At 74.1% G+C, this 13,063-nt stretch carries 10 protein-coding genes; 3 read left to right on the top strand and 7 right to left on the bottom strand.

Translation table 11 applies throughout. The features are described from left to right. Window positions 1-44: 44 nt before the first annotated feature. Both ABTY20_RS33470 and ABTY20_RS33475 read right to left on the bottom strand, forming a co-directional pair. Complete coding sequence (locus ABTY20_RS33470) at window positions 45-1,691, bottom strand: ABC-F family ATP-binding cassette domain-containing protein (protein ID WP_352000912.1); 1,647 nt, start codon at window positions 1,689-1,691, stop codon at window positions 45-47. A gap of 199 nt (window positions 1,692-1,890) precedes the next feature. Further along, on the bottom strand, window positions 1,891-3,612 hold the full coding sequence (locus ABTY20_RS33475; protein ID WP_352000913.1) for a BCCT family transporter: 1,722 nt from the start codon (window positions 3,610-3,612) through the stop codon (window positions 1,891-1,893). Window positions 3,613-3,834: 222 nt separating this feature from the next. Here ABTY20_RS33475 and ABTY20_RS33480 point away from each other — a divergent pair, with 222 nt between their 5' ends. Continuing rightward, on the top strand, window positions 3,835-4,539 hold the full coding sequence (locus tag ABTY20_RS33480) for a MerR family transcriptional regulator (RefSeq protein WP_352000914.1): 705 nt from the start codon (window positions 3,835-3,837) through the stop codon (window positions 4,537-4,539). 104 nt (window positions 4,540-4,643) lie between these two features. On the opposite strand, the gene ABTY20_RS33485 is transcribed toward ABTY20_RS33480, so the two are convergent. From ABTY20_RS33485 to ABTY20_RS33495, 3 genes are read right to left on the bottom strand one after another with little or no spacing between them, the layout of a single operon-like run. After that, complete coding sequence (locus ABTY20_RS33485; RefSeq protein WP_352000915.1) at window positions 4,644-6,821, bottom strand: 3-hydroxyacyl-CoA dehydrogenase NAD-binding domain-containing protein; 2,178 nt, start codon at window positions 6,819-6,821, stop codon at window positions 4,644-4,646. A gap of 38 nt (window positions 6,822-6,859) precedes the next feature. After that, window positions 6,860-8,074, bottom strand: a complete 1,215-nt coding sequence (locus tag ABTY20_RS33490) for an acetyl-CoA C-acetyltransferase (protein ID WP_352000916.1) — start codon at window positions 8,072-8,074, stop codon at window positions 6,860-6,862. 46 nt (window positions 8,075-8,120) lie between these two features. After that, window positions 8,121-9,266: a CaiB/BaiF CoA transferase family protein gene (locus tag ABTY20_RS33495; protein WP_352000917.1), complete on the bottom strand. Its 1,146-nt coding sequence runs from the start codon at window positions 9,264-9,266 to the stop codon at window positions 8,121-8,123. Window positions 9,267-9,587: 321 nt separating this feature from the next. On the opposite strand from ABTY20_RS33495, the gene ABTY20_RS33500 reads away from it, so the two are divergent. Then, entirely contained in the window at window positions 9,588-10,766 is a 1,179-nt protein-coding gene (locus tag ABTY20_RS33500; protein ID WP_352000918.1) for a saccharopine dehydrogenase family protein, read from the top strand. A gap of 156 nt (window positions 10,767-10,922) precedes the next feature. Here ABTY20_RS33500 and ABTY20_RS33505 read toward each other — a convergent pair whose 3' ends face one another. Both ABTY20_RS33505 and ABTY20_RS33510 read right to left on the bottom strand, forming a co-directional pair. Further along, window positions 10,923-11,642, bottom strand: a complete 720-nt coding sequence (locus tag ABTY20_RS33505; RefSeq protein ID WP_352000919.1) for an endonuclease V — start codon at window positions 11,640-11,642, stop codon at window positions 10,923-10,925. A gap of 76 nt (window positions 11,643-11,718) precedes the next feature. Beyond that, a complete protein-coding gene (locus ABTY20_RS33510; RefSeq protein ID WP_352000920.1) occupies window positions 11,719-12,042 on the bottom strand; it encodes a plasmid stabilization protein in 324 nt (107 codons plus the stop codon). A gap of 222 nt (window positions 12,043-12,264) precedes the next feature. Here ABTY20_RS33510 and ssgD point away from each other — a divergent pair, with 222 nt between their 5' ends. Continuing rightward, the gene (ssgD, locus tag ABTY20_RS33515) at window positions 12,265-12,678 is read left to right on the top strand and encodes a spore wall synthesis regulator SsgD (RefSeq protein WP_352000921.1); all 414 of its coding nucleotides are present in this window, start codon (window positions 12,265-12,267) and stop codon (window positions 12,676-12,678) included. Window positions 12,679-13,063 lie beyond the last annotated feature (385 nt).

The raw sequence follows: 13,063 nt of genomic DNA on the forward strand, positions 1-13,063 counted from the left end.
CGCCGCGCCCGCCCGTGCCGCCCCGGCGGCACGGGCGGGCGCGGTCAGGCAGGGTTCTCCGTCACCTTGCCGTCGGTGACCTCCAGGCGCCTGGTCACCTCGACCGCGTCGAGCATGCGGCGGTCGTGGGTGATCAGCAGGAGGGTGCCCCGGTAGGCGTTCAGGGCTGATTCGAGTTGCTCGATGGCCGGCAGGTCCAGGTGGTTGGTCGGCTCGTCGAGGACCAGGAGGTTGACTCCCCTGCCCTGGAGCAGGGCCAGCGCGGCCCTCGTGCGTTCGCCCGGGGAGAGGGAGGCCGCGGGGCGCACGACGTGGTCCGCCTTGAGGCCGAACTTGGCCAGCAGCGTGCGGATGTCGGCCGGCTCCAGATCCGGCACCGCCGGGCGGAACGCGTCGAGCAGGGTCTGCGGGCCGTGGAACAGCGCGCGGGCCTGGTCCACCTCGCCGAGGAGCACGCCCGAGCCCAGCGCGGCGTGCCCGGCGTCGAGCGGGACGCGGCCCAGCAGGGCGCCGAGCAGCGTGGACTTGCCCGCGCCGTTGGCGCCCGTGACGGCCACCCGGTCCGCCCAGTCGATCTGCAGGGAGACCGGACCGAGGGTGAAGTCCCCGCGGCGGACCTCGGCGTCCCGGAGGGTGGCGACGACCGCGCCCGAGCGGGGAGCCGCCGCGATCTCCATGCGCAGCTCCCACTCCTTGCGCGGCTCCTCGACCACGTCGAGGCGCTCGATCATGCGCTGGGTCTGACGCGCCTTCGCGGCCTGCTTCTCGCTGGCCTCGCTGCGGAACTTGCGGCCGATCTTGTCGTTGTCGCCGCCCGCCTTGCGGCGCGCGTTCTTCACGCCCTTGTCCATCCAGGCCCGCTGCATCTGCGCCCGGTCCTGGAGGGCGGCCTTCTTGTCGGCGAACTCCTCGTACTCGTCGCGGGCGTGCCGGCGGGCCACCTCCCGCTCCTCCAGATAGGCCTCGTAGCCACCGCCGTAGAGGTTGACCCGCCGCTGGGCGAGGTCGAGTTCGAGGACCTTGGTGACCGTGCGGGTGAGGAACTCGCGGTCGTGGCTGACGACGACCGTGCCGGCGCGCAGGCCGGTCACGAAGCGTTCCAGGCGTTCCAGGCCGTCCAGGTCGAGGTCGTTGGTCGGCTCGTCGAGGAGGAAGACGTCGTAGCGGGAGAGGAGCAGGGAGGCGAGCCCGGCGCGGGCCGCCTGGCCGCCGGACAGCGAGGTCATCGGCTGGTCCGGGCCGACGGCCAGGCCGAGGGAGTCGGCGACCTCCTCGGCGCGCTCGTCGAGGTCGGCGCCGCCCAGGGACAGCCAGCGCTCCAGGCTCGTGGCGTACGCGTCGTCCGCGCCCGGCGCGCCGTCGACCAGGGCCTGGGTCGCCTCGTCCATGGTGCGCTGGGCCTCGGCGACACCGGTGCGGCGGGCCAGGAACGCCCGTACGCTCTCGCCGGGCCGGCGCTCGGGCTCCTGCGGGAGGTGCCCGACGGTCGCGGTGGGCGGGGAGAGGCGCAGCTCGCCCCGTTCCGGCGCGGTGAGGCCGGCGAGCAGGCGCAGCAGCGTGGACTTGCCCGCGCCGTTGGCACCGACCAGGCCGATCACGTCGCCGGGCGCGACGACGAGGTCGAGGCCGGTGAACAGGGAACGGTCGCCGTGCCCGGCGGCGAGGTTCTTGGCGACGAGGGTGGCAGTCATCAGACCGCCGATCCTAATGGCCGTGCGCGGCCGGCCGCGCCCCGGTTCCCACCGCCCCGCCTCCGTCACCCGTACCGTCCCGTCGGCGCGCGCCACGGGGTGCGCCCCGCCCTCGACCGCCCTGCCGTCCAGGCGGAACGGGCCGACGCCGTGGGGGCGCCGAGCCCCGGGGCGGCGCGCTCGTCCCGCCGGGGTCCCGTCAGTGTGTGCCGATGGGGTCGCCCTCCACGTCCGGGCCGCGGCCCGGGCCCACGCGGATCTCGAATTCGCCGTCGTACTTCTTGTGGCCCTCGATGACCGCGAGCTCCACCGCCTCGGAGCCCATCTCGCCCCGCACGATGAGCGGGTCGCCGCGCAGGTCGCGCATGAGGGCCACGCACATGAAGAGCATCACGACGACGAACGGGGCCGCCGCGAGGATCGTGAGGTTCTGCAGACCGGTCAGCGCGTCGCCCTGCCCGCTGCCGACCAGCAGCATGATCGCCGCCACCGCGCCGGTGACCACGCCCCAGAAGACCACCACCCAGCGGCTGGGTTCGAGCGCGCCCTTCTGCGAGAGCGTGCCCATCACGATGGAGGCGGCGTCGGCGCCCGAGACGAAGAAGATGCCGACGAGGACCATCACCAGCAGGCTGCTGGCGGTGGCGACGGGGTACTCCTGCAGCACGGCGAAGAGCCGGCCCTCGGGGGTCGTCTCGTCGCCGAGCCGGTTCTGTTCCTGCAGCTTCATCGCCGAGCCGCCGAAGATCGCGAACCAGACCAGGCTGACCGTGCTGGGGACCAGGATGACCCCGCCGATGAACTGGCGGATGGTCCGGCCCCGGCTGATGCGGGCGATGAACATGCCCACGAAGGGCGTCCAGGAGATCCACCAGGCCCAGTAGAAGACGGTCCAGCTGCCCAGCCATGCGGGGACGTCCTTGCCGCCGCTGATCTCGGTGCGGCCGGCCAGCTGGGGCAGGTCGCCGAGGTAGCCGAAGACCGAGGCCGGCAGCAGGTCGAGGACGAGGATGGTGGGGCCCGCGACGAACACGAAGACGGCGAGGACCAGGGCCAGCACCATGTTGGTGTTCGACAGCCACTGGATGCCCTTCTCCACACCGGAGACCGCGGAGGCCACGAACGCCACGGTCAGCACCGCGATGATGCCGACCAGCAGCCCGGTGCCGGCCTTGTCCAGCCAGTCGAGCTTCTCCACGCCGGAGCCGATCTGCAGGGCGCCGAGGCCGAGCGAGGCCGCGGAGCCGAAGACGGTCGCGATGATGGCGAGCACGTCGATGACCCGGCCGCCGACGCCGTTCGCGTTCCTCTCGCCGATGAGCGGGGTGAACACGGCGCTGATGGTCTGCCGGCGGCGGCGGCGGAAGGTGCTGTAGGCGATGGCGAGGCCGACCACCGCGTAGATCGCCCACGGGTGGAGCGTCCAGTGGAACAGGGTGGTGGCCATGGCCGTCTCCATACGGGCGCCCGAGTCGGCCGGGTGGGTGCCCGGCGGGGGCGTCGTGTAGTGCGCCAGCGGTTCGCTCACGCCCCAGAACATCAGGCCGATGCCCATGCCCGCGCTGAACATCATGGCGATCCACGACACCGTGCGGAACTCCGGCTTCTCCCCCTCGGCGCCGAGGTGGATCCGGCCGTAGCGGCTGGCCGCGAGCCAGAGGGCGAAGACCACGAAGCCGGAGGCGGCCAGCATGAACGCCCAGCCGCCGTTGTGCATCAGCCCGCCGAGCGCGCTGCTGGAGACGTTCTCGAGCGAGTCCGTCCCGACGGCGCCCCACAGCACGAACGCGAGGGTGAGCACGGCGGTGACGCCGAACACCACCCGGTCGGTCCGCGGGCGCTCCCGGCCCGGCAGGCCCGCCTCGGAACCCGGCAGCGGGCCCGCCGTGTCGTCCTTGTCGCTGTGCTGGTCGTGCGTCACATTCGGCACCTTTCCTCAGAGCCGTGGGACGGAGGGCGCTCCTCCCTTTACGCCCCTACCACCTTTGGCGCAAAACTCACCTCGGCGCCGGGACGTACCGGCCTCCTCCACCGGGTGACATGCCGCGAGGACGTGTTCCACCGGTCCCCGGGGACGCGGGGAGCGGCGGCTTCCGGCCGGTCCGGGTGTCACAGCGGTGGTGGGACAGCGATACTGCTGCGCATGACGACCGAGACCGAGCAGCCGCTCACGATCGACGAACTGGCGGCCCGAGCCGGCGTCACCGTGCGCACGGTCCGTTTCTACGGCACCAGGGGGCTGCTGCCGCCGCCGGCGATCGGTCCCCGGCGGGTCGGCCACTACGGGCGGGAGCACCTGGCCCGGCTGGAGCTCATCGAGGAGCTCCAGCAGCAGGGCATGACGCTGGCGGCGATCGAGCGGTACCTGGACCGGCTGCCGCCCGACCTGGACGCCCACGACCTCGCCGTCCACCGGGCCGTCGTGGCCTCCTGGGCGCCGGAGTCCACGGCGACGGTGAGCCGGGCCGAGCTGGACCGGCGGGCGGGGCGGGCGCTCACCGACGGCGACGTGGAGCGGCTGGTCGCGATGGGCGTGATCGAGGCCGGCGACGGCGGCTACCGCGCCGACCTCGGGCTGCTGCGGCTCGGGGTGGGGCTGCTGGACGTGCCGCTGTCCCAGGAGGCGATCCTCGCCGCGCGCAACGTCCTGATCGAGCACTCGCGCGCCGCCGCGCACGAGCTGTCGCGGCTCTTTCACGACGAGGTCTCCGAGCGCGCCGCGCAGGACGTCAGGTCGCTGTCCGCCTCCATGCAGCCGGTGATCGTCCAGGCCCTGCTGACGACCTTTCAGCGGTCGCTGCGCGAGGAGCTGCGGGAGTGGCTGGGCGGCGTCCCGCGGGAACGCTGATCGGATACGTCCGTCACGCCGGGGACGCCGCTTCGCGCGGACCCCGGACGGCTCCTGGAACCCCTGCCCGGCACCGCACCGCGGGTGCCGGGCAGGGCCCCGTGTCAGCGGCCGTCCGTGAACGTCTCCCCCTTCTCCGCCTTCTCCACCAGCAGCGCCGGCGGGGTGAAGCGCTCGCCGTAGCGTCCGGCGAGTTCCCGCGCGCGGGCCACGAAGCCGGGCAGGCCGCCCTCGTAGCCGTTGATGTACTGCAGGACGCCGCCGGTCCAGCCCGGGAAGCCGATGCCGAGGAGGGAGCCGATGTTGGCGTCGGCGACGGAGGTCAGCACGCCTTCCTCGAGGAGCCGGACGGTGTCCAGCGCCTCGGCGAACAGCATCCGCTCCTGCATGTCGCGGAAGGGGATCTCGTGGCCGGGCTCGGTGAAGTGCTCGCGCAGCCCCGGCCACAGGCGGCCGCGCCTGCCGTCCTCGCCGTACTCGTAGAAGCCGGCGCCGCCGCTGCGGCCGGGGCGGCCGAACTCGTCCACCATGCGGTCCACGACCGCCTCGGCGGGGTGCGCGGTCCAGGTGCCGCCGGCCTCCTCGACGGCCCGCTTCGTCTCGCTCCGGATCCTGCGCGGCAGGGTGAGGGTCAGCTCGTCCATCAGGGAGAGCACCTTGGCCGGGTAGCCCGCCTGGGCGGCGGCCTGCTCGACGGAGGCGGGCTCGATGCCCTCGCCGACCATGGCGACGCCCTCGTTGATGAAGTGCCCGATCACGCGCGAGGTGAAGAAGCCGCGCGAGTCGTTGACGACGATGGGGGTCTTGTTGATCTGCCGGACCAGGTCGAAGGCGCGGGCCAGCGCCTCCTCGCCGGTGCGCCCGCCCTTGATGATCTCGACCAGCGGCATCCTGTCGACCGGTGAGAAGAAGTGCAGCCCGATGAAGTCGGCCTGGCGCTCGACGCCCTCGGCGAGGGCGGTGATGGGCAGGGTGGAGGTGTTGGAGCACAGCAGCGCGTCGGGGGCGACGACGTCCTGGATCTCCTGGAACACCTTGTGCTTGAGGGCGGTGTCCTCGAAGACGGCCTCGATGACCGCGTCGCAGCCGGCCAGGTCGGCGGCCTCGGCGGTGGGCGTGATCCGCGCGAGCAGCGCGTCGGCCTTCTCCCTGCTGGTACGGCCCTTGGCGACGGCCTTGGCGCACAGCTTCTCGGAGTACCCCTTGCCCTTGAGGGCGGCCTCCAGGGAGACGTCCTTGAGGACGACCTCGATGCCCGCGCGGGCGCACGAGTAGGCGATGCCCGCGCCCATCATGCCGGCGCCGAGGACGGCCACCTTGGTCACCTTGCGCGGTTCGACGCCCTTCGGGCGGTTGGCGCCGGAGTTGACGGCCTGGAGGTCGAAGAAGAACGCCTGGATCATGTTCTTCGAGGTCTGTCCCGCGGCCAGCTCCACGAAGTAGCGGGCCTCGATGACCTGGGCGGTCTCGAAGTCGACCTGGGCGCCCTCGACGGCGGCGGCCATGATGTTGCGCGGGGCCGGGTAGGGGGCGCCGCCCGTCTGCTTGCGCAGGTTGGCCGGGAAGGCCGGCAGGTTGGCGGCGAACTTCGGGTGGGCGGGGGTGCCGCCGGGGATGCGGTAGCCGGGCCTGTCCCAGGGCTGGGCGGACTCGGGGTGGGCGTCGATGAAGGCGCGGGCCTTGGCGAGCATCTCCTCGTGCGTGCCGGCGATCTCGTCGACCAGGCCGTTCTCCAGGGCGCGGCGCGGGCTGTACTGGGTGCCCTGGAGGAGCACCTTCAGCAGCGCGTCGGTGATGCCGAGCATGCGGACGGTGCGGACGACACCGCCGCCGCCGGGGAGCAGGCCGAGGGTGACCTCGGGGCAGCCGATCTTGGAACCGGGGGCGTCGAGGGCGATGCGGTGGTGGCAGGCGAGCGCGAGTTCGTAGCCGCCGCCGAGGGCCGCGCCGTTGATCGCGGCGACGACCGGCTTGCCGAGGGTCTCGATGCGGCGCATCTGGCGCTTGAGCGCCATGCCGCCGTCGAACAGCTGCTGGGCGGTCTCGGGCGTGACCCGGATCAGGTCGCGCAGGTCGCCGCCGGCGAAGAAGGTCTTCTTGGCGGAGGTGACGATGACGCCGCGCAGGGAGTCCTTCTCGGCCTCCAGGCGGTCGGTGATCACGGCGAGCGAGTCGCGGAACGCCTGGTTCATGGTGTTCGCGGACTGGTGGGGGTCGTCGATGACGAGGGTGACGACGCCGGTGCGGTCCTGTTCCCAGCGGATGGTGGTGCTCTCGGTCATGGGGAGGTCTCCGTGAGTGAGGTGGCGGGTCGCCGGGTTCAGAGGCGTTCGACGACGGTGGCGATGCCCATGCCTCCGCCCACGCACAGCGTGGCGAGGCCGTAGCGCTTGTCCTGGCGCTCGAGTTCGTCGACGAGGGTGCCGAGGATCATCGCGCCGGTGGCGCCGAGCGGGTGGCCCAGCGCGATGGCGCCGCCGTTGACGTTGACCTTGTCCAGGGACAGGCCCATGTCCTTCACGAAGCGCAGCACGACCGCGGCGAACGCCTCGTTGATCTCGACGAGGTCGATGTCGTCGATGGTCAGGCCGGCCTTGGCGAGGGCCTTGCGGGTGGCGGGGGCGGGACCGGTCAGCATGATGGTGGGTTCGGAGCCGGACACGGCGGCGGAGACGATCCGCGCGCGGGGGGTGAGCCCGTGGCGCTCGCCGACCTCCCTGGAGCCGATGGCGACGAGGGCGGCGCCGTCGACGATGCCGGAGGAGTTGCCCGCGTGGTGGACGTGGTCGATCCTCTCCACCCAGTGGTACTTCTGCAGCGCCACCGCGTCGAAGCCGCCCAGCTCGCCGATGTCGGCGAAGGACGGCTTCAGCCCGGCCAGCGAGTCGGCGGTGGTGCCGGGGCGCAGGTGCTCGTCGTGGTCGAGGACGGTGAGGCCGCTGCGGTCCCGCACCGGGACGACGGACCGCTCGAAGCGGTTCTCCTTCCAGGCGGTGGCCGCGCGCTCCTGCGACAGGGCAGCGTACTCGTCGACGTCCCGCCGGGAGAAGCCCTCGATGGTGGCGATCAGGTCGGCGCCGATGCCCTGCGGGACGAAGTTGGTGGCGAGGTTGGTCATCGGGTCGTTGAACCAGGCGCCCCCGTCCGAGGCCATCGGCACCCGGGACATCGACTCCACGCCGCCCGCGAGGACGAGGTCCTCCCAGCCGGAACGGACCTTGGCGGCGGCCAGGTTGACGGCCTCGAGGCCCGAGGCGCAGAAGCGGTTCTCCTGGACGCCCGCCACCGTGTCCGGCAGTCCGGCGGCGATGGCCGCGATGCGGGCGATGTCGGAGCCCTGGTCGCCGACCGGGCCGACGACGCCGAGCACGATGTCGTCGACGGCGGCCGGGTCGAGGCCGGGGAAGCGGTCGCGGAGCTCGTGGATCAGGCCGACGACCAGGTCGACGGGCTTGGTGCCGTGCAGGGCGCCGTTGGCCTTGCCGCGCCCGCGCGGGGTGCGGATCGCGTCGTACACGTACGCTTCGGTGCTCACGGGGGGCCTTTCACTGAGGGGTCGGGGGCTTGTGGGGCCTACGGGGCTACGAGGGCTCCGGGGACGGGGACAGCAGCCGGGGCACGTCCCAGTCGCGGGCCACGTCGTCGGTGTCGGCGCCCGGCCGGGCGGGCCCGGTGCGGACGGTGGTGGGGGTCGCGGAGAACCGCGGGGCCGGTGCGGGCTGGGTGAGACCGGCGTGGTCGGTGAAGGTGGAGCGGGCGGCGAGGTGCGGGTGGTGCGGGGCCTCGCGCAGGGACAGCACCGGCGCCACGCACGCGTCGGAGCCGTCGAAACGGGCCGTCCACGCGTCGCGGGTGCGGGTCCTGAAGCGGGCGGCGACCCGGGCGCGCAGCTCGGGCCAGCGGGTGACGTCGGCGTGCGCCTCGGTCCGGCCGTCGATGCCGAGGACGCTCAGGAACTCGGTGTAGAACCGCGGCTCCAGGGCGCCGACCGCCATGTACCCGCCGTCGGCGGTCTCGTAGGTGCCGTAGTAGGGGCAGCCGCCGTCGAGGAGGTTGGCGCCGCGCCGGTCCTGCCAGGCGCCGGCGGCGAGCATGCCGTGGATCATCGCGGAGAGGTGGGCGGCGCCGTCCACGACGGCGGCGTCGACGACCTGCCCGGTGCCGGTCGCGCGGGCGTGGTGCAGCGCGGCGAGGACGCCGACGACGAGGTAGAGGGAGCCGCCCGCGTAGTCGCCGAGCAGGTTGGCCGGGACGACCGGGGGCCCGTCCGGGGCGCCGATCATGCCGAGGGTGCCGGTGAGGGCGATGTAGGCGATGTCGTGGCCCGCACGGTCGGCGAGGGGTCCGTGCTGGCCCCAGCCGGTCATCCGGCCGTAGACCAGGCGCGGGTTGCGGGCGTGGCACTCCCCGGGGCCGACGCCGAGGCGCTCGGCGACTCCGGGACGGTAGCCCTCGAGGAGGACGTCGGCGCGGGCGGCGAGGTCGAGGACGCGGGCGGGGCCGTCGGGGGCCTTCAGGTCGACGAGCACGGAACGCTTGTTGCGGTTGGTCACGTCGAGGGCGGGGTCGATCCCGAGTCCGGGGCCGCCCGGACGGTCCACGCGCACGACGTCGGCGCCCAGGTCGGCGAGGAGCATGGCGGCGAACGGACCGGGGCCGATCCCGGCCAGCTCGACCACGCGCACGCCGCTGAGCGGGCCGTGCCCCGGCGTCTTCGCCTCCGTCATCGAGCCTCCATCGGCTGTGACACTCCCGGTGTAACACCTACGATGCTAGAAACGTGTCCCACCCGGCACAAGAGCAGGCGAGCAAGCGCTTGGCCACTTTACGGCGCGGCATCCCTCCCCGGTGCCGGGAGGGACGCCGCGCCGCGTGCGCCGGACTTGGGCGACCACGTGGGCACCGGGGCGCGGCGGCACCCTTTTCCCCTTTCTCCGGGGCGTTCGGGGCACGGCCATCGGCTTCCTCCGGGCTCGTCGTCGGGCTCCGCACCCCTCACGCTAGCCTCGGCCACCGACAGCGGCGCGGCCGCACGACCAAGGGGTGTCATGAGCAGGCTGAACAGGACGGACCGTCCGTACGACATCGTGCTCTTCGGAGCGACCGGCTTCGTCGGCACGCTGACCGCGGAGTACCTCGCCGGCCACGCCCCCGCCGGGCTGCGCTGGGCGGTCGCCGGCCGCAGCGCGGAGAAGCTGGAGCGGCTGCGGGAGCGGCTGCCCGGCGGCGCCGAGGTCGGGCTCCTGCACGCGGACGTGTCCGACCCGGCCTCGCTGCGCGCCCTCGCGGAGCAGGCGCGCGTGGTCGCCACCACCGTCGGCCCGTACCTGGAGTACGGCGAGGATCTCGTCGCCGCCTGCGCGGACACCGGGGCGGACTACGTCGACCTCACGGGGGAGCCGGAGTTCGTGGACCTGGTGTACGTCCGGCACGACGCACGCGCGCGGGAGACCGGGGCGCGGCTGGTGCACGCCTGCGGCTTCGACTCGGTGCCGCACGACCTGGGCGCGTACTTCACCGTGCGTCAGCTCCCTCAGGGGGTGCCGCTGACCGTGGACGGCTTCGTGACCGCCGACGCGGCCTTCTCGGGCGGGACCTTCGCCTCCGCGCTGAACCAGTTCGCCCGGCACCGCGGGCTGCGCGCGGCGGCCCGCGAGCGCCGGTACCACGAACCGCGGCTGGTGGGCCGCCGGACCTCGGCCCCGCTCGGCGCGCCGCGCTACGCGCCGGAGGCCGGCGCCTGGGCCCTTCCCCTGCCGACCGTCGACGGGCAGATCGTGCGCCGCTCGGCCAGCGCGCTCGAACGGTACGGCCCGGACTTCCGCTACCGGCACTACGCGGCCGTGCGGCGTCTGCCGGTGGCGGTGGGCGGGGTGGCGGCCGTGGGCGCGCTGGTCGCGGCGGCCCAGTTCCCGCCCCTGCGGCGCCGGCTCGCCGGGCGGCTGGGGTCCGGCGACGGTCCGGGCGCCGAGAAGCGCGCCCGGAGCTGGTTCACCGTCCGCTTCGTCGGCGAGGGCGGCGGACGCCGGGTGTACACGGAGGTCGCGGGCGGCGACCCCGGCTACGACGAGACGGCGAAGATGCTGGCCGAGGGAGCCCTCTGCCTGGCCTTCGACGACCTCCCGCCGACGGCCGGCCAGGTCACGACGGCGGTGGCGATGGGCGACGCGCTGATCGAGCGCCTCCGCGCGGCGGGCATCCGCTTCCGCGTCGCCGCGACCCGCTGACGGCGGGGCCCGGCAGGAGCTGCGGCAGCCACCGGGCCGGCGGGTGGATCACGCCGCCGATCCGGCCCGGCCGGCACGGCGACGGCACACGGCACGGCCCGTCGCCCTCCACGCGCCGTGCGTCGCCCCCTCCCCGAGAACGGCGCGCCCCCCGGATCACGCCGAGGGGACGCCCCGGGGGGTCTGGAAGGGAACGGTCTCGCGCAGGGCGCGGCGGCACAGGGCGTCGGCCCTGCGGGTGGTCTCCGGAAGGCGGTAGACGGGGGTCAGGGCCAGGGTGTGGGCGCAGGCGTTGTCCAGGCTCACGCGGTGGCCGACCGAGACGAAGACCGGCTTGACGGCGTCCCTGGTGCGCAGGGCGCGGCCGACCTCCTCGCGGCCGGCGAGCAGCGGGGAGGCGCTGCCGCGCGGGGCGCCCGGCTCGTCGTGGGTGAAGGTGAAGGGGTTCTTGGCGACGCCGACCGTCGGCAGCCCGGTGAGGACGCCGAGGTGGCTCGCGAGGCCGAAGCGGCGGGGGTGGGCGAGGCCGTAGCCGTCGCAGACCACCAGGCCGGGCGGGCACGGCAGGGCGTCGAGGGCGGCCAGCACGGTGGGGATCTCGCGGAAGGCGAGCAGTCCGGGGACGTACGGGAAGGAGATCCGGCCGACGGCCGTGGACTCGGCGACGACGTCGAGGGTCGCCGCGTCCAGGACGACGGCCGCGGCGGCGACGACGTCCCGTTCGTCGTCGTACGCCACGTCGACCCCGGTGACGTGGCCCGTGCCGGGCGGCGGGCCCGGTTCGTCGAGCACCACCCGCGCGCGGAGTGCGTCCTGGACGCGGCGGGCCTCTTCCTCGGTCACGGGCCAGTCGGCCGGTGTGCGTACGGTCGTCATGGTGCCCCGAGCCTACGGGGCGCGCGTGCTCCGCGCGGAGGGCGCCTCCCGGTCCGTCCCCTCCGCGCGGGGCGGCTCACTTGCCGAGCGCCCGCTGGAGCTGGCTCTTGTTCATGTTCGAACGGCCCTCGACGCCGCGCTTCCTGGCCTCCTCGTACAGCTGGTCGCGCGTGGGCCCCTGGGAGCCCTTGCCGGAGCGCTGGCCTCCGCGCTCGCCGGACGACATGTCCCGCGTGGAGGTGCGACTGGCCGTCTTCGACTCGCCGGACCGGGCGCGCTCCTTGTTCACCGTCCGGGCGGCGATCTCCTTGGCGCGCCCGGTGCTCTCGCCCCGGTCCTCGGCGCTGTCCTTGATGTGCTCGTACTGGCGTTCCCGCTTGGGGCTGGAACCGCGTGGCATGTCCGCTCACTTCCTCTCGGGTACGACGGGCGGGTACCCGCATCGGCGGCACGAGTGCCCCGGAGGACGCCCGGGAAGAGCCGTGTCACTCGGGTGCATGAAGGCGGTGACAGAGGTCACTCGCCTTGCGTGTGCACGGATTGGCCGATTCCGTCGTCTCATCCAGTAGCCGACCCGATCCGCCCCCGGAAGCCCGTCCAGCCGTCATGAGGGAGCAAGGCGTTGTCCACCGTCATCGAGCAGACCGTCGAGGCCCGTCTCGTCGCCGCCGCGCCGCGGATGCCGAGCATTCCCGCCACCCTGCACTACGACCGCGACGACCCGTTCGCCGTCCGCATGACCTTCCCCGCGCCCGCCACCCTGGAGGGCGTCGAGGTGTGCTGGACCTTCGCCCGCGAGCTGCTCGCCGCGGGGATGCAGGAGCCCGAGGGGCAGGGCGACGTCCGCGTGCGCCCGTACGGCTACGACCGCACCGTGCTGGAGTTCCACGCTCCCGAGGGGACCGCCGTCGTGCACGTCCGCTCGGGCGAGCTGCGCCGGTTCCTGGAGGCCACCGGCGAGCTGGTGCCGACCGGTCTGGAGCACCTCCGGCTCGACCTGGACCACGAGCTCGCGGAGCTGATGCGCGACGCCTGACGCGCACGCCGCGCCCGGCGGGGCGTCGGGCGCGGCGTGCTCGTGGCCGCCGGTCGGCCCGCCCCCCGTGCCGGGCGGCTCCCGCGCGACGGGCCGGCTCCGGGCGACGGCCGCACGGGGCGCCGCCCGTGCGCACCGGGGGTGACACCGGCCGGCGGCGCCGGGCGGGAGCACGGGCGGCGCATCCGCACGGACGCGTTCACGGGGTGCGCACGGGGCGGGCTCCCGCCGGGCGAGGTCTCACCGTCCCCTGGCGAGCGAGGCCGGGGACGCCTCGTTCCTCAGCCCCGCGCACAGCTCGTGCAGGACGGCGCCGAACGCGGGCGCCGCCGCTCCGGCGCGGCGGGTCAGGGTCTCCGCGCGCCCGTCGTGCACGCAGCCGCCC

This window comes from Streptomyces sp. NPDC126497, assembly GCF_040302425.1.
Classification (GTDB): Bacteria; Actinomycetota; Actinomycetes; order Streptomycetales; family Streptomycetaceae; genus Streptomyces.